Origin of the sequence: Nostoc sp. ChiVER01 (assembly GCF_034531155.1) — a bacterium.
In the GTDB taxonomy this organism is placed as follows: Bacteria; Cyanobacteriota; Cyanobacteriia; order Cyanobacteriales; family Nostocaceae; genus Nostoc.
Window position 1 is genome coordinate 47089 of the sequence record NZ_JAVRBS010000019.1, and the last position, 23839, is coordinate 70927.

Sequence of the window (23839 nt, forward strand, 5' to 3'; positions counted from 1 at the left end):
TGCCATGACTCCACCAATTGTTAAACGCTATCTTATTGCTTTTGAAAAATATAAGTGGATTGGACTAGCTAGTTTTGGTTTAGTCGTAGTGGGGTCAACAGTAGTGGCTATGCAGCCAGAACCACAGACTAAATATATAGCATCTGCCGCACTTACTTATGCTGGCCCACCAGTTTCTTTCTCTGCAACTGGTAGTCAAATCCAACAGCAAGGAAAGGAACTAAATGAGGATGTTTTGTTATCAAACCAGATACTTGCCACAGTGGCAGAGAAAGTAAATATCAAACCGAAACAACTTGGTTCAAGTATTGTCCTTTCTCTACCTAAAAAAAATGCTAAGACTGGAGAATTAGAAACAAGTACCTTTGAACTAAAATATGTAGATAGTGACCCCAAACGAGCTATAGAGGTCTTGACTGAATTGATGCAATCAATGATTAAGTTGAGCAGTGACATCAATACTGGGCGATTACAAGCAATTATTGAAAAGATTAATGAGCGCTTACCACAAGCTAAACGGGAATTGCAAATTGCCGAAAAGAGACTGGAACAGTACGATCGCATAGAGCGAACGGCAATATTAGCGGCGGAAAATGGCAGTTTATTAAGTGCTGTTACTGCCAGCCAAAATCTACAACGGCAAATTCAATTAACCATTTCTGGGGTTGATGCTCAAGTTAAGAGTTTACAAAATAAGTTAGGCTTAACAGTCGGACAGGCTTATATTTCTTCTGCTCTAAGTGCCGATCCAATTATTGGTAACTTGCGAACGCAAATTTATCAAAGTGAGTCGCAAATGGCCTTGCTTAGGAAAGATTTGCGGCCGGAACACCCAACGATGGTTCAGTTGCAGCGTCAGAAACAAGCTGCTGAGGAATTGCTGCAACAACGGGCTGCGGAAGTATTAGGTGGCGATGGAACGGCGGCTCCGCTTCAGGGTAGTGTTGCCGGGATTCGCGCCCAAAGTAGCTTAGATCCAGCCCGCCAGCAGTTGGCAAACCAAATGGTGTCTTTGCAAACCCAACGGGAAACACTACAACAACAACTAGCTCAAGAAATTCAACAAGAAGCGCGACTACGCCGAGAGTATTCTCTGATACCTAATAAGCAATTAGAGCGATCGCGTTTAGAACAAGAGGTTGGACTTAAAAAAGCTATCTATGACCAAATGCAGGCGAAGTTAACTGATGCCAAAACCGCAGAGGCAGAAACTACCAGCAGCCTTAGCATTGCCAGACGCCCTACAGCAACTGCTGACGTAAAACCACCTAAGAGTGTACCTATTACCCTGGCTGTGGGTAGTTTATTAGGTGTGTTAATTGGTGGCGGGGTGATATTTTTGTTAGGAGCGCTGGAAGGTACTTTCAAAACCAGAGAGGATATCCGCGAGAGCCTCAAGCAACGAGAAGTGGCACTGTTGGGAGAATTGCCTTTAATGCCAGTTGATGATTTGCCTCAAGATGCAGTGCCTGTAGTACTTTCTGCTGATTCTCCTTATTTAGAATTTTATGAGAAATTCCGTAGTAATCTGCGCCGAATTGGTGGTAAAGCCTTAAAGGTAGTGTTGATTACTAGCACCAGTAGTCTAGAGGGTAAAACGGCAAGTGCTTATAACTTGGGTATAGCTTCAGCTCGTGCTGGTAAAAGAACCTTGATTATTGAAACAGATTTGCGATCGCCTTCCCGTTGTGCATCACTGAATGTAATTCCTGACCCGGACGCCACTATTGAACCCCTGCGTTATTACGCTAACTTAAGTGAATGCATTCGTATAGTTCCTCATGTAGAAAATTTATACATTATACCTAGTCCTGGCCCTGTGAGGCAATCCGCCGCTATTCTTGAATCTAGCGAAATGCGCCGCCTGATGGAGGATGTCCGCGAACGTTTTGATTTAGTTATTTTAGATACGGGTTCTCTCAGCATATCTAATGACCCTTTGTTAATCCAACCCTACAGCGATGGTATGGTACTTGTGGCGCGACCACACTATACACAAGAGAACATGTTAGGTGAAGCCATTGATCAATTGGTTGAATCAGAACTGGGGCTATTGGGGGCAATTATCAATGGCGCTGATATCATTGTTTCTTTACCTGAACAAGTCATAGAATCATCAACATTTACATCTAAAACAGAAGAATCAGAAGAACTTTCAGCAAGTGCCAACAAAAACTAAATAGTTTTGAATTACTTAGTACAGCTTTAAGTAAAACTGTGGTGAATTGAAAGGGGAAATTTCAACGCAAAGGATACGACGCAGAGGATTGGTAGGTAACAGTTATGTTACTAATGATTTCAGAAATTTTGTACTTAGTCCTGCCTAAACAACCCAAATAGGGGAGCAAGAATTATTCCAAAAGCAAAACCACCAATGTGTGCCCAGTAGGCAACTCCACCAGTTTCTACGCTCATGTTAGCAGCTGTTTGCAAGGTGGCAAGACCGGAAATTACATTTTGCACAATAAAAAGTCCAATTATTACTAATGCTGGCACTCTAATTGTGGTGATGAAAAATCCCAAAAATACTAGGGTCATGACTCTAGCTTGGGGAAAGCGGATAATGTAAGCACCTAGAACACCAGAAATTGCACCACTTGCTCCCAAAGAAGGAATCTCAGAATTCATGCCAATAAACCATTGACACAAGGCAGCTAAAGCACCACACGCTAAATAAAAAATCAGATATTTAACGTGACCCAATCGATCTTCAATATTATTGCCAAAAATCCAGAGAAACACCATATTCGAGATTAAGTGCCACCAACCACCGTGTAAAAATTGCGATGTAAATAACGTTATCCACTCTCCACTCCAATTAGTGGTTAACTGTTGAGGTATTACTGCATACTGACTTAAAAACTGATTTAATTGTACATTTGACGATGCATTTAACAACATCACCTCGTGAAGAAAAACTAAAATATTCATGCCAATTAACCCGTAGGTGAAATACGGGGTGGTTCGCGTTGGATTTTCATCGTAGAGGGGAAACACAAATGTTTTTCCTAATTTATTCACTAACTGCAATATAGCTTGTAAGGCTAGCAGTTGCGAAGCTTAGGCAATTTCATTAATTAGTTTGATTAAAAGTCCTGATGATACCCTGAAAATTACTGATACCAAGCTTCTTCCTTTGATTTATCGTTAAACAAACCCAAGAGTGGCCCAAGAATTGCTCCAAAGATAAAACCGCCTGCATGGGCCCAGTAGGCAATACCGCCGCTTTCCATTCCGATGTTGGTACGTGTTTGCAGACTAGCAAGCCCGTAGAAGGCTTGTTCAAGAAACCAAAATCCCAAGAAGAAATATGCCGGGACGCGGAAAGTCGGGAAGAAAAACCCTAAAGGCACTATGCCGAGAACTTCGGCGTTGGGAAAGCGGAGAATGTAGGCTCCTAAAACGCCTGCGATCGCACCACTTGCACCCAAAGAAGGGATGCTAGAATCTTGAGCGAAGAACCACTGGGTTAAGGATGCCAAAACACCACAAGATAAATAAAACAGTAAATATTTGACATGGCCTAACTTATCTTCAACGTTGTTACCAAAAATCCAGAGAAACAACATATTACCTGCTAAGTGCAAGAAACCACCGTGTAAAAATTGTGAGGTAATTAAAGTTGCCCACTCTGGCACTGATTGATGTAAAGAGACACCAGCAAAGCTTAAAGTCAGTTCTCGTGGAACTACAGCTGCAAGGCGTAGAAACCCATTTAATGCTTGCGGTGGAAGATTTGCCTCATAAAGAAAAGCGAGGACATTAGCAGCAATCAGCCCATAAGTTACATAAGGCGTGATTTTTGTCGGATTATTATCTCTAATGGGAACCACGAGCGTTTTTTCCTGAATTTTAAGACAGTAGTTACACAATACTGAATAATCCAAGTAGTTTCTTCTACCTCGTGGATGGATCTCACTTTGAGATTTAAAAACCAAAAGCCAAAAATCCACCATCGATAGTAATACATTGCCCAGTGATGAAAGATGCCGGAGTCATGCAAAGAAATGCCACTAAACCCGCGATTTCTTCGGGTTGGCCAACCCTTCCCATAGGTGTTTGTGATAGAACTAATTTGAGAAAATCTTGGTTATCGAGTACAGACTCGGTTAAAGGCGTGCGAATAGCCCAAGGTGCTACAGTATTTACCCTAATATTATCTGAGGCCCATTCAACTGATAACGATCGTGTCAGTTGATTTATAGCCGCTTTAGTCATACCATAAGGAGCGCCTGTACGATTCGAGACTAAACCCGCCACAGAACTTATATTCACAATGCTGCTGTTTTCCCCATTTTGGAGCAGAGGATAAAACAGACGGCACATCTCAAAAATTGATGTCTGGTTTGTCTGGATAATGAACTCATACTCATCAACCGTGTATTCTACTACTTTTTTGCTAATATTGGTTCCGACATTATTTACCAGGATGTCTAATTTATCCCAGGTTTTGCTAACTTGGTCAAAGATGACTTGACGCCCATCATGGGTTGAAACATCTGCCGTAATCCCATAAGTAGGCAATCCTGCTTGTTCCCAGATAATTAGTTGTTGGTCAATATCTTGAGAATTCCGTGCCACGATTGTGACTTCTGCACCCAGAGATAAGAACTCGTTGGCAACAGCTAGTCCAATGCCTTTAGTGGCACCTGTAACCAATGCTCTCTTTCCTGTTAATGTCCAGCGTGGGCGTAGCCCGCCGTAGGCATCGCTCATTTGTAATAATTTTACTGATTTTTTGTTTTCAAGCTATCAATCACGTAATAGTTTATCTTGTAGGTGTCCAATGCGATCGCCTTTTATCGTAATGTAGATGATTGCAATCTCTAAACCATTCACCGCATCTAATTCCAATTGAATCGCTGACCAAACCCACAGCAAAACTGATGTTTTTTTCAAATTCTCTAGAAAATCAACTCCAGCGCTGGAACGAAACTATTCGCAATCAACCGAAAAATCCTAATGCTTACATTCGGCGAGGCATGGTTAACTTTCAACTAGCTAAGATTGATGAATCTATTCAAGACTTTGACATGGCAGAGCAATTAGATGCCCGTATCAAACCCTACCTCTGGCAACGGGGATTATCGTATTATTATGCAGAAAGATTTGCTGAGGGCGCTCAACAATTTGAAATAGATTTGACTGTGAATGCTCAAGATGTAGAAGAAACAGTATGGCGATATCTCTGCATAGCTCGTTTGTTAAGTATTGAAGAGGCGCGTAATTCTTTACTAACTGTAAAAAATGACCCTCGACGTATTATGCAGCGTGTGTATGATTTGTATGCACGAAATTGTACCCCAGATGATGTTTTAACTGTTGGTCAATCAGAAGGAATAAAGGGGAATTTTTACAGCCATCTTTACTTGGGATTATATTACGAAGTTGAGAATAATTTAGATTTAGCTCAGGAATATATAGTTAAAGCTGCTGATAATTACAAAATTGATGATTATATGTGGTATTTAGCAGAGGTACATAAAAATCTACGAGGATGGTGATAGTTTGTTTACTAATGTCCCAGGATTTTATCGCGTAGGTGCTTAATGCGATCGCCTCAGTAAGCCCAGTCCATTGTATTTTGCTGATTGCTCGGCTGCGAGGATGTTGACTCTAATCCCACACCACAAGCCTAAGCCAAGCTAACGTTCCTAATTACCCACCGCAGATAAGCTTGAACTTTCACCATCTCGACGGTTGAGTGCATTAGGGTTGCTATGCCGCGTTTCTGGGATACTCATGTTCATACACTTAGCTTTCTCACTCTTACGGGTTATCCCTCTTTTGTTACCTTCGGTAGAGAATAATCTAAAACCGTGTTTATACGTATATTTTCAACAAGAAAGTTTAAATGACATATTTAGCTTGCGATCGCACAATTAGCCCCGCAAGCAGACAGGGGAGACAAAGCGCACCTTTGGCGGGGTGAGGTTCTGGATATTATGTTTAATTGCCTACATATCATAGAGAATTAAAGCCTCCTAAGAGCAAGAAAGGGCAATGGAAGCAAGGTTTTCCAATAAGAGTGAAAAATCAGAAATACTCGACTCTTGATTTTTCTAAACCTTCTTATATACCATGAAAAGTTTTGCAATAGACCTATTGAAAAATTTTTATCTCTACAAGGACATAAAAATTAAATAGGAATCTTATATAAATTTAAACATTTACGTAATTTCCACATGGTTGGATAGATCAGATAAAGATTACAAATAGAGCTTAATAAAGATCGCAAAAAACACACAAGAAAAGATTTGGTATTAAGTTAAGTAAACTTATTTTTACATTTAAAAGAAAGTTTTGCTTTTCAATCGTATTTAATATTTTTCTGGCGTGTTTTCAATGATTCTAAGATGTTTAAATATAATGCTAAAAGCTTCAAAAAAAATTTTATTTATACCCAATTTTATTATGTCTATGCTGTAATTATTAATATATGCAAATGAGTATTACTCTTGCTGTTGGTAAAAAAGCCAAGAAGTTATATCAGACCGATAATATCCTCTGTGCATTACTGCTAATCAGCGATATTGTGGGTTTATTGTTGAGTTTGTCTCTCTGTTTATGGTTACGATTGGAGCAAAATCTCAATATTTTTGACCCTCTAATTTATTCATTTTTTTTCCTAGTTATCGCAGGGCTATATTTAGCAGATACTTATCATCCTGATACTCAAATAGCAGGTTTACGCGCTCCATCCCGTATTTTGATTAGTAATGTTGTTGTTGCCAGCATTATTGCAGTTCTCATTTACTTTACTGGTATCTGGGGTAAAGATATAGTCCTGAAACGAGGAATTTTGCTCTCCAGTTTAGGCATATTTACCATCTGGGCTATGGTATCAAGATTATGGGCAGCAAAGTGGGTGCGATCGCAAGCTCAACACAGCCGTTGGCTGATTTTGGGTGCAGGTAAAAAAGCCATTCTATTTAGTAAGACTTTTCTAAAACACAGTTCATTAGGGCGCTTGGTTGTTCTAGCAACACCAGAGACGAACACCAGTGACTTAGCAGAAAGTAATCGAGTTTCTGTGGGGAGCCTCAATGATTTACCCCAATGGAGTCAACAATCTTGGTCAGGGGTAATAGTAACAACCCCAACGGAACTATCTAGCGCACAGATACAGCAGTTGATGCAGTTACGTTTATCTAGTGTCTCCATCTATGGGATTCCCGATATTTGTGAAACCTTGTGGCAAAAACTTCCCTCATTTCTGCTTCAGGATAACTGGCTGGCTTTTGGTGCTGGTTTTAATTTAACGGCTGACAGCATTAGTCAGAAGCTCAAGCGGTTATTAGATATTGTTTTGGCATACTTGTTATTTCAGTTTTTATCTCCACTGATATTGCTAGTAGTACTGGCAATTAAGTTAGATAGTCCAGGCCCAGTGTTCTACACACAGATGCGGAGTGGTTTGGAAGGAAAGCCGTTTAAGGTTTATAAATTTCGTTCCATGTATCAGGATGCCGAAAAACGGGGAGTGCAGTGGGCGCAAGAACGAGATCCTCGGATTACTAGAGTAGGACGCTGGTTACGTCTGACTAGAATCGATGAACTACCACAGATTTTAAACGTTATCTGTGGAGAAATGAGCCTTATTGGCCCTCGTCCAGAGCGGCCAGAATTTGATATAAAGCTGCGAGAAGAAATTCCCTACTATGACTTACGTTATGTCGTCAAACCCGGAATTACAGGCTGGGCACAGGTAATGTATCCCTACGGTGCATCAGTAGAGGATGCTTACGAGAAATTAGCTTACGACCTCTACTACATCAAAAATTATTCACTAGCTCTGGATTTGGCGATCATCTTCAAAACCATTCGAGTAGTATTACTAGGCAAAGGCAGATGAATAACAAAGTTTTAGTTACTGGTGGAGCAGGATACATTGGTTCCCATGTAGTTCGTAAGTTGGGCGAAGCAGGTTACGATGTTGTGATCTATGACAATTGTTCTACAGGTTCGCCCCAATCAGTATTATCTGGTGAGTTAATTATTGGTGATTTAAAAGATTCAGAACGTCTCTATCAGGTATTTCGTCAGCATGATTTTACAGCTGTGTTACACTTCGCCGCGAGTCTGAATGTACCCGAATCTGTTGCTCATCCCTTAGACTACTACGCTAACAATACTCGCAACACCCTAAATTTACTCCGTTGTTGCAGCAACATAGGTGTGAACCGAATTATCTTTTCTAGTACAGCAGCTGTATATGGGGAACCAGAAACGAGTCATGTCACTGAATCTACACCAACTGAACCTATTAATCCTTACGGACGATCAAAACTTTCTTGTGAATGGTTGATTCGTGACTATGCAAAAGCTTCTGATTTACATTACGTAATTTTGCGATATTTTAATGTTGCTGGAGCAGAACCTGGTGGACGATTGGGGCAAATGGCAAAAGAAGCATCTCATTTAATTCGAGTTACGTGTGATGCTGCACTCAAACGCAAACTAGGAGTGAAAATTTTTGGTACAGATTTTGCTACACCAGATGGAACGGCAATTAGAGACTACATTCATGTTGAAGATTTAGCAGCAGCACATTTAGATGCTTTGGCTTATTTAGAAAAAGGTAACGAAAGCCAGATTCTGAACTGTGGTTATGGGCAAGGATACAGTGTACGTGAAGTTATTGAACGGGTTAAGGTTATTTCTGGGGTAGATTTTCCGGTTATTGAAACAGAACGCCGTCCTGGCGATCCTGCTTGTGTGATAGCTAGTGCTGATAAAATCCGCAAATTACTGGGTTGGCAACCAAAATATAATGACTTAGATCAAATTGTGTCCACTACCCTAGCCTGGGAAATGCGCCGGAAAGATTTGATGCTGGCATCCTCCACACGCTGATTTGGAGTAGCCACTTGAGCAGAACCCTATAACCAGCTTTTTATAGATTGTCTTGTTCCCATCCGGAGATTGGGAATGTTTTAAATAGGTTTAAACTGATGGGCAGTACCGTGGTTTTACTGGGGCGATTCACGTAAACGAAAACCGCTACATTATCTGCAAACACTAGATTATGAACAAGTTGAGCCAGTGAAATTTGCAAATATCTCCTTATAGCATTATGTAGAAAAAGCCGTAAGAATACGTATGTCATTTGGAGAGAAGCTTGATAACCTTTTACTAAATCTTCATAGATTATCCAGACCTAATACTTTCTCAAGGTAGTTTTGATGGTTTGTAGTAAGCACTTTAGTGGTTTGAAAATCAAGACTTTAGTCTTGACTACAAACTTGCTTACTCATTAATTTAAACTTCACAAAGTACTAGTTGCAATTAAAAAGGAGCAATTTCAGACAATATTGAGCCAGTTGATCTATCCTCTTGTACTTCCCCGCTCTATATGAGTACAAATGAGCGAAGTAAATATTTAACAGTTTCATTATCTAAAGTATTACGGAAATTATGCGTTCCCAACAAGACAACGAAGATACGATAAATTTTCAACAGTATTGGCTGATTGTAAAAAGACGTTGGTTACTGATAGCAATCATTATTGCGTCAGTCTTTGGAATCACAGGTTTGGTTACTTTTACCCAAAAACCAATTTATGAAGCCGAGGGTAAACTTCTTTTTAATAAGCAAAGTGGTATCTCTTCCTTAACAGGTGTAAGTGAGCAGCTTGGACAACTCAGTGGGGTGACAAATCTATCTAATCCTTTGGAAACTGAAGCCGAAATTATTCGCTCGAACCCCATTGCTCAAAAAACCATCGCTGAATTGCAACTCAAAGATAAGCTAGGAGAACCTTTAGAAATAGAGACTTTTCTGGGTAAATTGAAAATCAAAAGTGTCCGAGGGACGGATATTTTGCAGCTTTCTTACCGTAGTAACAGTCCTGAAGAAGCCACAACTGTCATCAATAAATTGATGAATAATTATGTACAAAATAATATTCGGGCTAACCGTTCTGAAGCTACAGCCGCCCGAGAATTTTTAAGTAAGCAATTACCATTGGTGGAGGTAAAAGTTACACAAGCAGAAGTAGCACAGCGTCGGTTTAAAGAAAAATATGAGGTTATTTCTTTAGAAGAAGAAGCTATCCAAGGAGTTAAAACGCAGAATGACTTATCCAGCCAAATAACTCAACTGCGGGCGCAGTTAGTTGATGCTAGAACCCGTTCTGGTGCTTTGCAAAATCAATTGGCATTGAACACACGCCAAGCTATGGCACTTAGCACTTTAAGCCAATCAAAAGCAGTGCAACAAGTGCTATCAGAATACCAGAAGGTTCAAGATGACTTAGCTGTTGAGAGGTCACGATTTACTGATGACCACCCAATTATTACTAGTTTATTAAATAAGGAACAAGCTCTCAAAGAGCAGCTAGAAGGAAGAGTGACCCAAACTCTAGGTAGTTCACAACCTATCCCAGAGCAAGATTTGCAAATGGGAGAACTCAAACAGACTCTAACCGCTAGTTTGGTGCAAGTGGAAGTAGAACGGTTGGGGTTGGAGAATCAAGCTGGTGTGTTGATGAAGGCATTTGGACTTTATCAAGCACGTCTTAAAATTTTACCTAAACTGGAACAACAACAGCTACAGTTACAACGGCGGCTACAGATTGCCCGAACAACCTATGAAGAAATGCTGAAACGATTGCAAGAAGTTCAGGTGCTAGAAAATCAGAATGTGGGTAATGCCAGAATTGTTTCTGAAGCTTTACTCCCGAAAAAACCAGTTTCTCCTCGTATCCTCTTGAATTTGGCGTTAGGGGGATTTTTAGGATTTTTCTTAGCTATTGGCGTAGCTTTATTGCTAGAAGCTGGAGACAAGTCTGTGAAGACGGCAGAAGAAGCTCAACAATTGTTGGATTATCCTTTGTTGGGTACAATTCCGCTTTTTGATCAAAAAGCTAGGCTGGCTCGTGGTGAGAGTACAACTGAATTGCCCGTACTCGATAACCCTTATTCTTCAGTTAATGCAGCCTTTGAAATGCTCCAGATTAACCTGGGTTTTACCTTTTCTGATAAGGAATTGAAGGTAATTGTGGTGAGCAGTTGTGTGATGAATGAGGGCAAGTCTTTTGTGGCAGCTAATTTAGCAGTGGCTACTGCCCAAATGGGACGGCGAGTGCTATTGATTGATGCAGATATGCGCCGCCCGCATCAACACAAAATGTGGAAAGAACCTAATTTGATGGGGTTAAGTAATGTTTTAGTGGGACAGGCTACGCTAGCAGAAGTTGCTAAGGAAGTGGTGATAAATGTAGAATTGCTCACTGCTGGCACCATGCCGCCCAATTCTGCCGCACTACTGGATTCACAACGGATGAATGAGTTAGTGAAAAAAGCTGCTCAAGATTATGACTGCGTGATTATTGATACTCCACCTTTGAGCGTTTTGGCTGATGCCTCGATAGTAGGCAAAATGGCAGATGGAATGTTGCTAGTTGCACGTCCTGGTGTAGTTAATTCTGCCACAGCTAAGGCTACAAAGGCATCGTTAGAACATTTGCGTGTGCCGATGTTGGGAATGGTAGTGAATTGTGTGTCTATCGATCATAGTGAGTGTAGTTATTACTACACTTATACAAATACTGGAGAGAATAATTCTAGTAGGAGAAATAAGATTAAGTCTAACTTAAATAGAATTACTGGATTAAAATTACTCTAACTAGTAAATAATTTGGGTAAACCAGTATTTTTTCTGATGTGGTTAACGATTTAGGTTATGTAAAATTACGGGCGAAGATGAAGAGAATGTGGATAATTTAGGAGTTAAATTATACAATTATGATTCGTAAAATACTCATCATTGGTAATATTTCAGAAAATTATCAATTAGGTTCTATATTGGCCAGAGCATCTCAAGAGTTAGGCCTTTTATTTTATACCGATGATACAAATTGGAATTCCTATGCCCCATCTATGAAATATGTATGGGGTAAAGGATTTTTCAAAATATCAGGAAAACGCCCTTTGGAATGGTGGTCATTTAATAAAAAAGTATTTAATTTAATAAAGGAGCTACGTCCACAGGTTGTTTTAGTAACAGGAATTTTACCTTTGAGAAATGAAGTGTTCGATATATGTTCTCAAATAGGTGCAAAAATTGTTAATTATTTAACTGATTATCCGTGGAATCCCAACCATAAAAGTATAGTTTTTTTATCAAATCTTAAAAATTATCATTTAGTTATATCTACAAAAACAAAAATCTTGTCAGAGCTAATTAAACATGAAGTTAAAAAAGTTCATTTTTTGCCATTTGCCTATGATCCTTTCCTTTGTCATCAGCCGATAAACCTTTCTCAATTTGAGCGAGATTCATTTAGAGCAGATATTTCTTTTATAGGTGTAGGTGATAGTGAACGTATTCCTTTTTTGAATGCTATAGCTTCATTAAATGGATTTAATTTAAAAATTTATGGTCCAGCATGGGACAAGCTGAATCTAAAAACATGGCAAAAACTGCCAGCAGTTTTTGATCATGAATTCCGATTGGCTATTTATTGTTCTAATTTGTCACTTGGTATTGTTAGAAAACGTAATAAAGATGAGTCAACTATGAGGACGTTTGAAATAGCAGCCTGTGGTGGATGTGGAATTTATGAAGATACTCAAGAACACAGAGAAATCTTAGCAGGATATCCTGATTATGGTTTCTTTAGCTCACCAGAAGATTTAGCTAATAAGTGCAAATGGTTATTGCAAAATCCTATTGAAAGAGAACAAATGCGAAAGTTTGGTATACAAGTTATTACCAAAGATACAAATACATATACAAGCCGATTAAAAACTATATTAGATTTGTGCTGTGAGTAGACATTATGGAAAATTACTATAATATCTCTTGGTTAGAGCAAGATAAATTACATAAGACAAGCATATTTAAGCGTTTATTTTACTTTTTTAGTCGTCCTTTACTTTCTATATATGCTAGCCAATTTTTATCTCCACAGGCTCTCAAAATTCTTCAACCATCTCTAGTCCTTCCCGGGCGTGGAATGCCTTTAGAAACTCGTCGTCTTTGGGGAGCAGCGTTGTGCAAAATTAAAGAAGCTACTATCCTTGTTCAAGGGACTGGAACTGGCTGGGATGTCATTTCTTGGGCAAGATTAAAGCCTAAAAAAATTATTGCAACTGATTTATTTGAATTCAAAGATTCTTGGAGTGAAATTACATATTATTGTAAAGAATCATTCAATGTTGAAGTTGAATTTTATCAATCTCCTTTGGAAAATCATTCATTTATCAAAGATGAATCAATCGATTTATGTGCGTCAGATGCAGTTTTTGAACACTGTCAAGATTTAAAATCAGTTGTAAAAGAATCATATCGCGTTTTAAAACCAGGAGGGGGTCTATATGCTAGCTATGGGCCTCTATGGTTTTGTGCTGGTGGCGATCATTTTTCAGGTCGTGGTGGGTTAAAAAATGTGTTTAACCATTTGTTGCTAGATTCTGAACAATATATGAAATATTTTCTATCATTTATGCAAAGTAATGAAGATTTTCAAAGTGGAAGACGTTATATTGAGCTTGATTTATTTTCACATTTAAGTACTCAAGAATACTGTGAAATTTTTCAAGAAGTAGGTTTCCAAATAAAAGATTTAATTCTTCAATTTGACCCTAAATCTTTAGCATTTAAGGCTAAATTCCCTGAATTATTTAAACAATTATCTAATAAGTATATTAATAAATATGAAGATGATTTTTTAATTGCTGCTAATCTTGTCCGCTTGGGCAAGCCATTTAATAATAAGTAACTATTAGAGTAATCGAGGTTTAGTTTAAAACTTTTTTAAATAAGTAAATCAATCACATAATATTATGTTTTAACACTATTCTTTTCATTTTATTTAACCTTGCTTTGCAAAGAATCTAGCTATGGCTCATTTTTTATATTCTTGCCATCCAAGCAAATGCAAATACATTAAAAGTGGTAGATAAATGAACTATCGACAACGCCTCTATGATAATTATGTTTCAGGAAACAAAAAATTTCAGCGCGATTTAAATGCTAATCCTTATAAGCAGGATAATCGAAACATAATAAACCTGCAATATGCTATGAGTAATTGGTTAAAAGGAATTGCTCAAAACGGTAAAGTTTTAGATATTGCTTGTGGATCTGGTAATATTCTGAGCTTACTTCAAGCTGAGGGGTTTACTGACTTACATGGGGTAGATATAAGTCAAGAACAAGTTAATATTGCTCGTCAGCAGTTCCCTCAAGTCATTTGTGCTGATGCGATTGAATATCTATTGCAAAACCCAAATAAATTTTCTCTAATTACAGGCTTTGATATATTGGAACACTTTAATAAAAACGAAGCAGTTAAATTTTTGGATGCTATATACTCTGCTCTAGTTCCTGGTGGTCATCTCATTTTACAACTGCCAAATGGTGATTCACCACTCTCCGGCGGTGTGGTATATGGTGATTTAACTCATGAAGTAACTTACACAACTATTAGTTTAAAACATATACTTTTAGCCTGTGGTTTTGGAGATGTCCAATTTCAAGAACATGGGCCACAACCAACCTCTTTAAAAGGCGTAGCCAGATTTGGAATCTGGAGCGTAATCAGGCAAATAATCAAGCTAATTCATTTTGTAGAAACTGGAGGCCCTTCAACGGGAATCTATACAAGAGTTATGCGTGCTTATGCTGTGAAGGCTAGTTGATATGCCTAAACATCTTTTTAAGATATTAGACAAAGTTACTCCTGGTGCATCGCGTAGTCTTGGCTGGGAAGTTTTGATGTCTGCTCTCTCTTTTCCTGCTTCTCTATTGCTCAATCGCACATTAGGTGCTGAAGATAGAGGTTTACTTGCATTAGTAATACTTGTCCCATCAAGTATTTTTGTTTTAGGTACTTGTCAGTGGGACAGGCTATTAAAAGGTTTGATTACCTCAAAACAAATATCAGTTAGAGAAGCATGGCGTAGAACTATATATTATGCTTTCTGCCTTTCTATCATATTTATTCCACTTGGAGTATTTGCAAGCCTAGTTTTTGATAAAATTCCACAAAACTTTCGTTGGCTCAGTATTGTATATAATGCAAATTTTCCTATATATTTTATCGGTGGCTGTCTATCTGCAATTTACGTTGCAGCTGGCAGTATTGATGGACAATATTTAATGCGAATAGGGCTACAAGGTAGTTATCTAGTTTTAATATATGCATTACTGTTAACAAACTTACTATCTGTTAAATCAGTAGTATTTATTTATATTGCCATCCATACTATTTCTTTAGGAATGGGATGGTTTAAAAAAGAACAGCTGATTACAGGAGAAATTAGTCAACAAAGGCCTCCCCTAGTCCCTCTTTTTCATGCTTTTTTTCCTTATTCACTAGAATCATTTTCGACAAGAATTGATATATGGGCTTTTTCTATCTTTGGTTCCTTGGTGAGTCTTGGTCATTACACTGGAATTACTGCACTCATGCTGCCAGTCGGCTTAATATCAAATGCTTTAACCAGTGCTAGTACAGCAAAATTAGATTGGACAAATCCTGATATAGTACGTCGTTATTTAATAAAAACAGTCAAGGTTTTATTATGCCTTATGTTAGTTCTGGTTATAGGAGGTATCTTATTAGGTTCTTCTATAATGAAGTTACTTTTGGGAAGAAGTTTCGAGGGTGGTGAGTGGATGATTCCTTGGATTGCTGTTATTGTTGTGGGGCAAGCTGCCGCTATACAGTTTCATTCGGCTTTGCAACTATCAGGTGCTTTAAATGCCTATTTGATAATTCAAACAATAGAACCATTTTTACGTTTGATAATTGTCTTATTTTTAGGAATGTGGTTGTCAGAGTTGGGGATTTTGATAGGTATAACAGTCTCATTTTCCTTAAAAGTAGCAGTATGTATTTACTTTCATAAAAGAATAGAAATAAAATTTATATAGTTGAGGAGTCAATGATGAATACAAATTATGATGCGAGTGAAGTTTGGAAACAAGAGTTAGAGCTTCAAGGATATGAACATCACTGCTACTCAGCAGAAAATTTAAAAAAGATTAAAAGGCTTGGGCGAGTTTGGCAAACAATACTGAGAATCACAAAAGTTACTCCATCTGAGCGGTTGTTTGAATTGGGGTGTGGAGGAGGAATACATTTAGCAAGTTTGGCTGTAAATGGGTTTGAAGTTCACGGTATAGATGTTTCTGCTACTGTAGCATCAAGAGCGAATAATTATTTAGAAGAGATTAGGAAGTTTCAGGATATTAAAGCAACTATCGAAGTTGCTAATATTTTTAATTATGAAAGTACTAATTCTTATAATATGTGCTTTCATTTCGGTGTAGTGGAGCATTTTCTGGAATTATCACAACGTCAGCAAATTTGGAATAAACTTTATTCTTTAACTAAACCAGGCGGCTGGATTGTTTCTGTAGTTCCGTGTGGTCAGCATATTATGAGGAAATTAGTTAGAGAACGAGGTTTAGGTGGTTATAATGTGCCTGAAATAGACTATAGCTGTAGTTTACACAAGAAAGAATTTGAAAATTTATCGCTACAGTGTATTCAATCAGTGCCTCACAATTACTTTGGATTCCTTGCAGCACACCCTTCGTCAGTAATTTCTAAAATTATTTATCCTGTGTGCTTCATTCTTAGCAATATTACTATTCCTTATATTCCTCTGTCTGAGGATATTAAGGAACACTGGGCGCAAACACTTATAGTAGTTGGCAGAAAGCTACCTCTTTAAATATGAAAATATCTATTGTTGTTGGCGGAAGATGGCACGCTTTTGACTTAGCAAGAGAATTGCATTCCGCAGGTGTTTTACATCGTTTAATCACCAACTATCCTAAATACAAAACCCGCAAATGGGGAATCCCTGATGATAAAGTAGTAAGTTTGCCTTTAACTCTTCTATTAGGAAAAGCTATGTACCACATAGGCAAAGAAAACTTGGTGATGAAATCCCAAGCTTTATTGCACAATCTATTTTCTAAAGCAGCAAGTAGATACCTAGAAGGCAGTACTGTAGTACATGGCTGGTCAAGTTTTTCTGAACCTGCTTTGCACTGGACAAAACGGAATAACATACCCTTTTTGTTAGAACGTAGTTCTTCTCACATGAAGGTGCAATGTCAACTATTGAGGGAAGAATATAAGCAATTAGGTTTGCATTGGACAGAAACACACCCAGAGATTGTAGCCCAGGAATTACGAGAGTATGAAATGGCAGATAAAGTTGCAGTACCAAGCTTGTTTGTAAAACGTAGTTTCATAGCTCAGGGTTTTCCTGAAAAACGCTTAGTACTTAACCATTTTGGCACAAATATCAAAAGCTTTTCATCGGGATTAAAACAGGATAATCTATTTCGCATTATTTATGCTGGTTCTTTAAGTGTACGTAAGGGAATTTATTATTTAGTTAAAGCTTTTAGGGAGGCAGATATATCAAATAGTGAATTATGTTTGGTTGGTGGAGCTACGACAGAAACTCCTCATTTAATAACAGAAGCAGATAAACGAATTAAATTGATTGGTCATGTACCGCAGTTGCAATTAGTAGACTACTACCGTAATAGTAGTGTTTTTGTTATGGCAAGTATTGAAGAAGGGCTGGCTTATGTACAAGCACAGGCTCTTGCGTGTGGGTTGCCGTTAATTTGCACAACTAATACTGGTGGCGAAGATTTATTAAGGATGTCTGGTGTGGAATCAGTTAAATTAGACATGGGTATAGAAGAGTATCCTGCCGGATATTTAGTACCTGTAAGGAATAGTGAGGCGATCGCTATCTGTTTAAAAAACCTAGCTAATAATTCTCAACTTCTCCAAGCTAAACGAGAGGCAGCCCTAGCTATTCGCAATGTTAGTACGGGACTGGATTGGAGCAGTTACACTCAACGAGCGATCGCTACCTATGAAAATTTACACAATCCGCAAGTGTAGACTTTAGGGTATTTCTATATCAATAAGATTGATAGTTACTTCGTTATCTAAATGATCAATGTTTATAAAGTCATCTATTTTCCTTATTATAAATTTAATCGTTGTGATAGTTTGCGCTTTGCTAGGATTGCTTGAACTATCTCTAGGTTTACTAGCATTTATTCCTTTATTTTTAATAATATACATATCATTTTTAGAGAAAAGTGTTGAATTACGATTCCTGTCTATTGCTCATATGATAGGTCAGTTTTCTTGCTGGGTAATTGGCTTTTTAGGATGTTTTTACATACTGCCATCAACAAGATATCAAATTGGTAAACATACAATCACTACCATGATTTTGATTAACTTAGTAATGTGGGCGAGTTTGATAGGAAGTTTGATGGCTCTAAAGGTTAGACTTTTGCCAAAGATGCAAGTTAGATTTTCACCATTATCAACTCAGTTAACTAGTAATGGAGTTGTTATTACAGGTATTGTTTTTGTATTAAGTTCACTTTCTAATTTCATATTTGGTTATTATGATGCTAGGTATGCAGGAAATATTTCATCTGATTCACCACTTTACTTCCTTGGAGCTATCAGCAGTTTGCAGTATCTCTTTTTCTTTCTTCTAGGAACTCGTCTACAAGTACCGCTTATTTCACCTAAAAATTTTTTCCCACTATTTTTTATATCTTTTACGGTGATATTGTCTAGTATGGCTGGAGGAAGAGAGCCAGTTATTCGTTCAATTCTTTTCTTTTTTATAGGCAGTATTTATGGAGGAAAAATAAAATTTTTCATTCTCAGAAACATTTTCTTGTTTTTGGTTCCATTTCTTTTAACCTTTATTATTGTCTTGGGATATGCTCGTGCAGAGCAAAGATTTTATAACGGGGATTTTAGTGATCGCCTGGCAACTATTTCGCAAGTAATGCTAGGTAAGATAGAATTTCAGAGTAATGAATATGATGATCCTGTATTTGGACTTTTAACTAGAATTACAGAACCAACAGGACAATTAGTGATTGACGCTGTTGTTGATAGACAAAAATATATTGGCTTGCAGAACTTTGAACGAATTGCTAGCATTTTCATCCCAAAATTTATTACAGGAGAAAAATTACCACTAGATGATGGTTCAGAAAGGTTACGAGATAACTATGGTGTGAATATTACTGAATTCACATCTGCACCGATAACATTTATGGCTGACTCCTTTGAACGAGGTGGCTATTTGATGGTTTTCTTTGCCTCGTTAATCCTATCTATTTGGTTAACTTGTGTGGGAAGTTTTCTTAGTTTGGTCAAACAACCGCTACTTAAACCAGCTTTGCTATGTTCTTTTTCTTTTGTATGTTTGCGTCTTTATACTCCATCAATTCTTGGTGTAATAAGTACAGTTACTTATTCATTCTTGCGAGATTTTATCTTGATAAGTTTGTTGATATCTCTTATAGATTTTAGCGTCAAACTATCTTTTAAAGGTCAAACTAAGTAAGTAGTCAGTTATGAACTATTTATATCATAAAAAAAGATTTTATAGATTAAATATGAAAGTTATTTAATCAATACTTATTAAGCTTTTATAGTATAAATAATTATATTACTTAATTACTATTAAAGCTTATTAAAAGGCGCAATAATTAATATTTAAGGTAATTTATTTGTTATTACATAGCTAGGTTATTCCCATTAATTTACTCAGAAAATATTATGAAAATCCTTTACTTTGTAACAGATGCCTTTGGAGGAAGAGGAGGTATCTCACAATACAACCGAGACTTCATTAATTCTCTCTGTAGTCTTGAAAACTGTGATGAAGTGGTCGCAATTCCCAGAAAAAAACTTGTTGATCGCATTGAGGCTTTGCCCCAGAAGCTCACATATATTACTTTAGGACTAAAAGGGAAATTCGCTTATATTCATACCGTTTTTCGTACCATTAGAGTTAACTCCAAATTCGATTTAATTGTCTGTGGTCATCTTTATATGCTGCCGCTTGCCTGGCTGGTTAAACTGTGGACAAAAGCGCCTATTCTTCTAGAAATCTATGGGGTCGAAGCCTGGAAGCCTCATAACAGACTAGTTAACTATTGTCTTCCAGCAGTAGATTGTGTTGTCTCTATCAGCCAAATTACGTTGGATCGCTTTCAATTCTGGGCGAATATACCCAAAGTGCAACAATTTTTGCTGCCAAATGCGATCGCTCTCGAACAGTATGGGTATGATGAGAAAAATGCTCAACTTATTTCCCAATATGGACTGAAGGACAAGATAGTTCTGATGACATTGGGACGCTTGGACTCTTATGAACGATGTAAAGGGTTTGATGAAGTAATCGAGTTGCTGCCTAAATTGAGCGAAATAATTCCTAATTTAGTCTATTTAATAGTGGGAGAAGGATCGGATAGAGAGAGATTAAAACAGAAAGTGCGATCGCTTAATCTTCAGGCAAAAGTGATTTTCACAGGATTTATTTCTGAAGCTGAAAAAGCCGACTACTATCGCCTAGCAGATGTTTATGTCATGCCGAGTAAGGGAGAAGGATTTGGCTTTGTTTTTTTAGAAGCAATGGCTTGCGGTATTCCCGTAGTTGCGAGTAAGGTTGATGGCAGTCGTGAGGCAGTACGAAATGGTTTATTAGGCATTCTTGTTAATCCTGATGATCCAGAAGAAGTAAAGGCGGGAATTATAGAAGCTTTAAAGCGCCCCAAAGGAGTAATACCACAAGGATTAGAGTATTTTTCCTATGAAAATTTTGAGCGGAGGTGTCACAAGATTTGCGACCAAATATTGCAAGTATGTAGCAGATGAAAAATTTTATCGATTGGAATTCAAAAATCACTCAACAACTTTGCTCGAAATCACAGTTATGCTGCTCAATCTACCAATCAAATTCTTAAACACATGTGTGGTATATACGGTTACATAGGTAGAGAAGACTTTAATACATCAAATGTCTTAGCTGCTCTGCATCATCGAGGTCCTGATTCCCAAGGTACGTGGCAAAGAACTGTAGGAGCAAACCACATTCATCTACTGCATACTCGTCTGGCAATTGTTGACCTTAGTCCTGCTGGGCATCAGCCTATGGTAGATGCAAAAACAGGTAATGTAATTATTTTTAACGGGGAGATTTATAATTTCTTGGAACTACGCCAAGAATTGAAAGCACAGGGTGTAGAGTTTACGTCTCATAGTGATACAGAAGTTTTGTTATTAGGTTATCGTGTCTGGGGTGAGCAAATAGTGAAACGCCTAGACGGTATGTTTGCTTTTTTATTGTTTGACTTTATTCAACAACGCCTATTACTAGCACGAGATCACATTGGAATTAAACCACTATACTATGCTCAAACTCGCGGCGGAGGCATTGCTTTAGCATCGGAAGTACGAGCATTAATTAGCTCTGGATTAGTAGCAACAGACTGGGACGAACAGAGTATTTCTGAGTATTTAATATATGGCAGCGTCCAAGAACCACGTACTATCCGGCAAGCAATTAAAGCTTTTCCCCCTGCTCATTATGCTTATATTGATTTGCAGACAGACTTAGCCCCTATATTTATTCCTATTTGTTATTGGAATTTAGCCCAATACGCAAGCAATCAGATACGGGAACCGACATTTCAAACAAGTCATACCAAAGTTTTGCTACATACTCTTAAAGAGCAGCTCATTGCTGATGTTCCTGTGGGTTTATTTTTGTCAGCCGGAATAGACAGTACAGTGCTTGCTAGTATGCTAGCTCCAGTTATGCAAGGTCATCTCTCTACTTTTACCTTGGATTTACAAGACTCTACTAGAGATGAGAGTAATTTGGCAGCTATGACTGCACAAAAACTCCAGCTTAAACATCATGTAGCTTATTTGTCTCATAAAACACTAAATACTTGGTTGTTTGATAGCTTTAGTGCAATGGATCAACCATCATCAGACGGTACAAATATTTATCTTATTTCTAGAGCTTCATTAGAACAAGGTATAACCGTTGTTCTTAGTGGTTGTGGTGCAGATGAGTTACATGGTGGCTATCCTCATTTTGTTTCCATCGCAAAGTTATATCAACTTGGAAAGTGTTTGGGTGATTTGAAGTCTATACTTGTGCCTTGGATAGAAAATATCAAGGGCTGGCGTAAGCATACTATTTATCAAGAAAGATTAAATCTTTTATTCCAACAAATAGATTCGCCTTCCAGAATGTTAAAAGAAATGCGGCGTTTCTTTACCCCTAAGCAAATATCTGCGTTTTTGACTATAACAGCAGATTATGACAATACAGTGGCAAATTGCGATGATGAAACAGACAGCAAACTCAATCTTGATGTGGAAACTCTAATTTCTCTTGGTGAAATTCAAGGCTACCTCAGAAATACCTTACTAAGAGATAGTGACTGGGCTACAATGGCGAATCAGCAAGAACTACGGGTACCCTATTTAGGTAAGCGCTATATCGAAAAAGTAATGCAAATTCCTTGGAGTGATAAACGAACAACTAAAAAACAGAAAAAGCCCCTTTTATCTAGTCAAATTCCGCCAACCTTACAGCACCCTCTGAACCGTCAGAAAACAGGTTTTGATTTAGATTATGCAATGTATTTAAGCGGCCCTTTGCGAGACTGTTTACATGCAGCCTTTACTCACCTTAATCAAGGTTACGGCTTTGAGCTAAATGCTGACCGAGTAGAACATGATTTAAAAATTGGCGATCCGGCAAAACAAGTTCGTCGTTACTGGGCGCTGACGAGCCTTGGGTTTTATCTGCAAAAGCATAGCTAGGTAATAATGCAAAACCAACTTAAGATTCTGCACTACATCCCCGTTTACGCGCCTGCTTGGCAGTTCGGTGGGCCTGTACTTAGTGTTAGCCAACTTTGTGAAGGATTAGCTGCCCTTGGCCATGAAGTAGAGGTACTTACTTCTAATGCTGGGTTAAATAATCAGCCAGAATTGCCTATCAACCAGCCAACCATCCGTAATGGAGTCAAAGTCACATATTTTCAGCAAGAACCAGGGATGGGTATTCATTGCCCAGATATGGAAGAAGCAGTAACAGCAAGAGCTAAGGAATTTGACATTATCCATATTACAGGTGTTTGGCAGCGTACCAGTGGAGCGGCTTGCAAAGCAGCCAAACATCAGGGTATTCCCTATATAGTATCGCCTAGAGGCGCACTAGGTCCTTACTCTTGGCAACAGAAAACAGCTAAAAAAATACTGTATTATTTATGGCAAGAACGCTTCAATGTGACAAATGCAGATGGTATCCACTACACTAGCAAGCAAGAATTACAGGAATGTCGTTGGCTCAAACTACCAGGACAATCTTTTATCATTCCCAACGGTTTAAACACTAAATTTTGGCAGCCTGCCAAAGAAGAAGCAAAAGGATGGCGTAAATTTCAAAACTTTAGTGAAGATGACTTCATAATTTTGAATGTAGGTCGTCTCCACCACAAAAAAGGGTTAGATTTATTACCTCAGGCTTTAGCATCCTTACAACATCTCAAGTGGCGGATGGTTTTTGTGGGTAGCGATGATGATGGTACTAAAGGAAAATTACAGCAGCAGTTTCAAGTAGCAAACCTATCAGACAGAGTTATCTTTTTAGACAGATGTGAACCTAAGGAACTACCAGCCATATACTCTGCTGCTAATTTATTTGTCCTGCCCAGCCTTCATGAAAATTTTGGAAATGTTGTTGTCGAATCTTTAGCCTGTGGATGTCCTGTTTTAATTTCAGAGAAAGTAGGTCTACATAATGAGGTAGCTGAAGGTTGCCTGGGATGGGTGCGTTCTAGAGTTCCATCAGAGTGGACTAAGGCTATTGGAGAACTAATCCAATTTCCTAAAAAAATGCAAGAAGTAATATCGGCATCTAAAAAATATGTAGACTCTACTTATTCTATCAAAAAAACTGCTTTACAAATGGCTAGTAATTATTTTGAGATCATTAATCAATAG

19 protein-coding genes are annotated in these 23839 nt (G+C 38.0%); 15 read left to right on the forward strand and 4 right to left on the reverse strand.

The features are described 5' to 3' along the window. The first annotated feature begins 4 nt into the window (after positions 1 to 4). Positions 5 to 2179 (forward strand): polysaccharide biosynthesis tyrosine autokinase, encoded by a 2175-nt coding sequence (locus RMY00_RS22985; RefSeq protein ID WP_322649753.1) that lies wholly within the window; start codon positions 5 to 7, stop codon positions 2177 to 2179. A gap of 134 nt (positions 2180 to 2313) precedes the next feature. On the opposite strand, the gene RMY00_RS22990 is transcribed toward RMY00_RS22985, so the two are convergent. The 4 genes from RMY00_RS22990 to RMY00_RS23005 all read right to left on the reverse strand — a co-directional run bounded on the left by RMY00_RS22990 (position 2314) and on the right by RMY00_RS23005 (position 4899). Next, positions 2314 to 2997 carry a rhomboid family intramembrane serine protease gene (locus tag RMY00_RS22990; RefSeq protein WP_322649754.1) on the reverse strand — a complete coding sequence of 228 codons (684 nt, stop codon included), beginning with the start codon at positions 2995 to 2997 and terminating at the stop codon, positions 2314 to 2316. A 116-nt stretch (positions 2998 to 3113) separates the two neighbouring features. Then, the gene (locus tag RMY00_RS22995) at positions 3114 to 3833 is read right to left on the reverse strand and encodes a rhomboid family intramembrane serine protease (protein WP_322649755.1); all 720 of its coding nucleotides are present in this window, start codon (positions 3831 to 3833) and stop codon (positions 3114 to 3116) included. Positions 3834 to 3927: 94 nt separating this feature from the next. Then, entirely contained in the window at positions 3928 to 4716 is a 789-nt protein-coding gene (locus RMY00_RS23000) for an SDR family oxidoreductase (protein ID WP_322649756.1), read from the reverse strand. Positions 4717 to 4752: 36 nt separating this feature from the next. Beyond that, a complete protein-coding gene (locus RMY00_RS23005; protein WP_322649757.1) occupies positions 4753 to 4899 on the reverse strand; it encodes a hypothetical protein in 147 nt (48 codons plus the stop codon). Here RMY00_RS23005 and RMY00_RS23010 point away from each other — a divergent pair. The 14 genes from RMY00_RS23010 to RMY00_RS23075 all read left to right on the forward strand — a co-directional run bounded on the left by RMY00_RS23010 (position 4887) and on the right by RMY00_RS23075 (position 23839). Further along, positions 4887 to 5504 carry a hypothetical protein gene (locus RMY00_RS23010; protein ID WP_322649758.1) on the forward strand — a complete coding sequence of 206 codons (618 nt, stop codon included), beginning with the start codon at positions 4887 to 4889 and terminating at the stop codon, positions 5502 to 5504. The genes RMY00_RS23005 and RMY00_RS23010 overlap by 13 nt on opposite strands. A gap of 941 nt (positions 5505 to 6445) precedes the next feature. Continuing rightward, positions 6446 to 7855, forward strand: coding sequence for a sugar transferase (locus RMY00_RS23015; protein ID WP_322649759.1), 1410 nt, complete (start codon positions 6446 to 6448; stop codon positions 7853 to 7855). Then, positions 7852 to 8856, forward strand: coding sequence for a UDP-glucose 4-epimerase GalE (gene galE / locus RMY00_RS23020; protein ID WP_322649760.1), 1005 nt, complete (start codon positions 7852 to 7854; stop codon positions 8854 to 8856). The genes RMY00_RS23015 and galE overlap by 4 nt, the downstream gene beginning before the upstream one ends. 561 nt (positions 8857 to 9417) lie before the next feature. Further along, positions 9418 to 11628 (forward strand): polysaccharide biosynthesis tyrosine autokinase, encoded by a 2211-nt coding sequence (locus tag RMY00_RS23025; RefSeq protein ID WP_322649761.1) that lies wholly within the window; start codon positions 9418 to 9420, stop codon positions 11626 to 11628. 119 nt (positions 11629 to 11747) lie between these two features. Next, positions 11748 to 12779, forward strand: a complete 1032-nt coding sequence (locus tag RMY00_RS23030; RefSeq protein WP_322649762.1) for a CgeB family protein — start codon at positions 11748 to 11750, stop codon at positions 12777 to 12779. A gap of 5 nt (positions 12780 to 12784) precedes the next feature. After that, the gene (locus RMY00_RS23035) at positions 12785 to 13726 is read left to right on the forward strand and encodes a class I SAM-dependent methyltransferase (RefSeq protein ID WP_322649763.1); all 942 of its coding nucleotides are present in this window, start codon (positions 12785 to 12787) and stop codon (positions 13724 to 13726) included. Between the two features lie 184 nt (positions 13727 to 13910). Beyond that, positions 13911 to 14648 (forward strand): class I SAM-dependent methyltransferase, encoded by a 738-nt coding sequence (locus RMY00_RS23040; protein ID WP_322649764.1) that lies wholly within the window; start codon positions 13911 to 13913, stop codon positions 14646 to 14648. A 1-nt stretch (position 14649) separates the two neighbouring features. Beyond that, positions 14650 to 15885, forward strand: a complete 1236-nt coding sequence (locus RMY00_RS23045) for a hypothetical protein (protein WP_322649765.1) — start codon at positions 14650 to 14652, stop codon at positions 15883 to 15885. Positions 15886 to 15896: 11 nt separating this feature from the next. Continuing rightward, the gene (locus tag RMY00_RS23050) at positions 15897 to 16691 is read left to right on the forward strand and encodes a class I SAM-dependent methyltransferase (RefSeq protein WP_322649766.1); all 795 of its coding nucleotides are present in this window, start codon (positions 15897 to 15899) and stop codon (positions 16689 to 16691) included. A gap of 2 nt (positions 16692 to 16693) precedes the next feature. After that, positions 16694 to 17890: a glycosyltransferase family 4 protein gene (locus RMY00_RS23055; RefSeq protein WP_322649767.1), complete on the forward strand. Its 1197-nt coding sequence runs from the start codon at positions 16694 to 16696 to the stop codon at positions 17888 to 17890. Between the two features lie 58 nt (positions 17891 to 17948). Beyond that, a complete protein-coding gene (locus tag RMY00_RS23060; RefSeq protein ID WP_322649768.1) occupies positions 17949 to 19373 on the forward strand; it encodes a hypothetical protein in 1425 nt (474 codons plus the stop codon). Between the two features lie 215 nt (positions 19374 to 19588). Then, positions 19589 to 20689 (forward strand): glycosyltransferase family 4 protein, encoded by a 1101-nt coding sequence (locus RMY00_RS23065; RefSeq protein WP_322649769.1) that lies wholly within the window; start codon positions 19589 to 19591, stop codon positions 20687 to 20689. A gap of 93 nt (positions 20690 to 20782) precedes the next feature. After that, positions 20783 to 22654, forward strand: a complete 1872-nt coding sequence (gene asnB / locus RMY00_RS23070) for an asparagine synthase (glutamine-hydrolyzing) (protein ID WP_322649770.1) — start codon at positions 20783 to 20785, stop codon at positions 22652 to 22654. Positions 22655 to 22660: 6 nt separating this feature from the next. Then, entirely contained in the window at positions 22661 to 23839 is a 1179-nt protein-coding gene (locus RMY00_RS23075) for a glycosyltransferase (protein ID WP_322649771.1), read from the forward strand.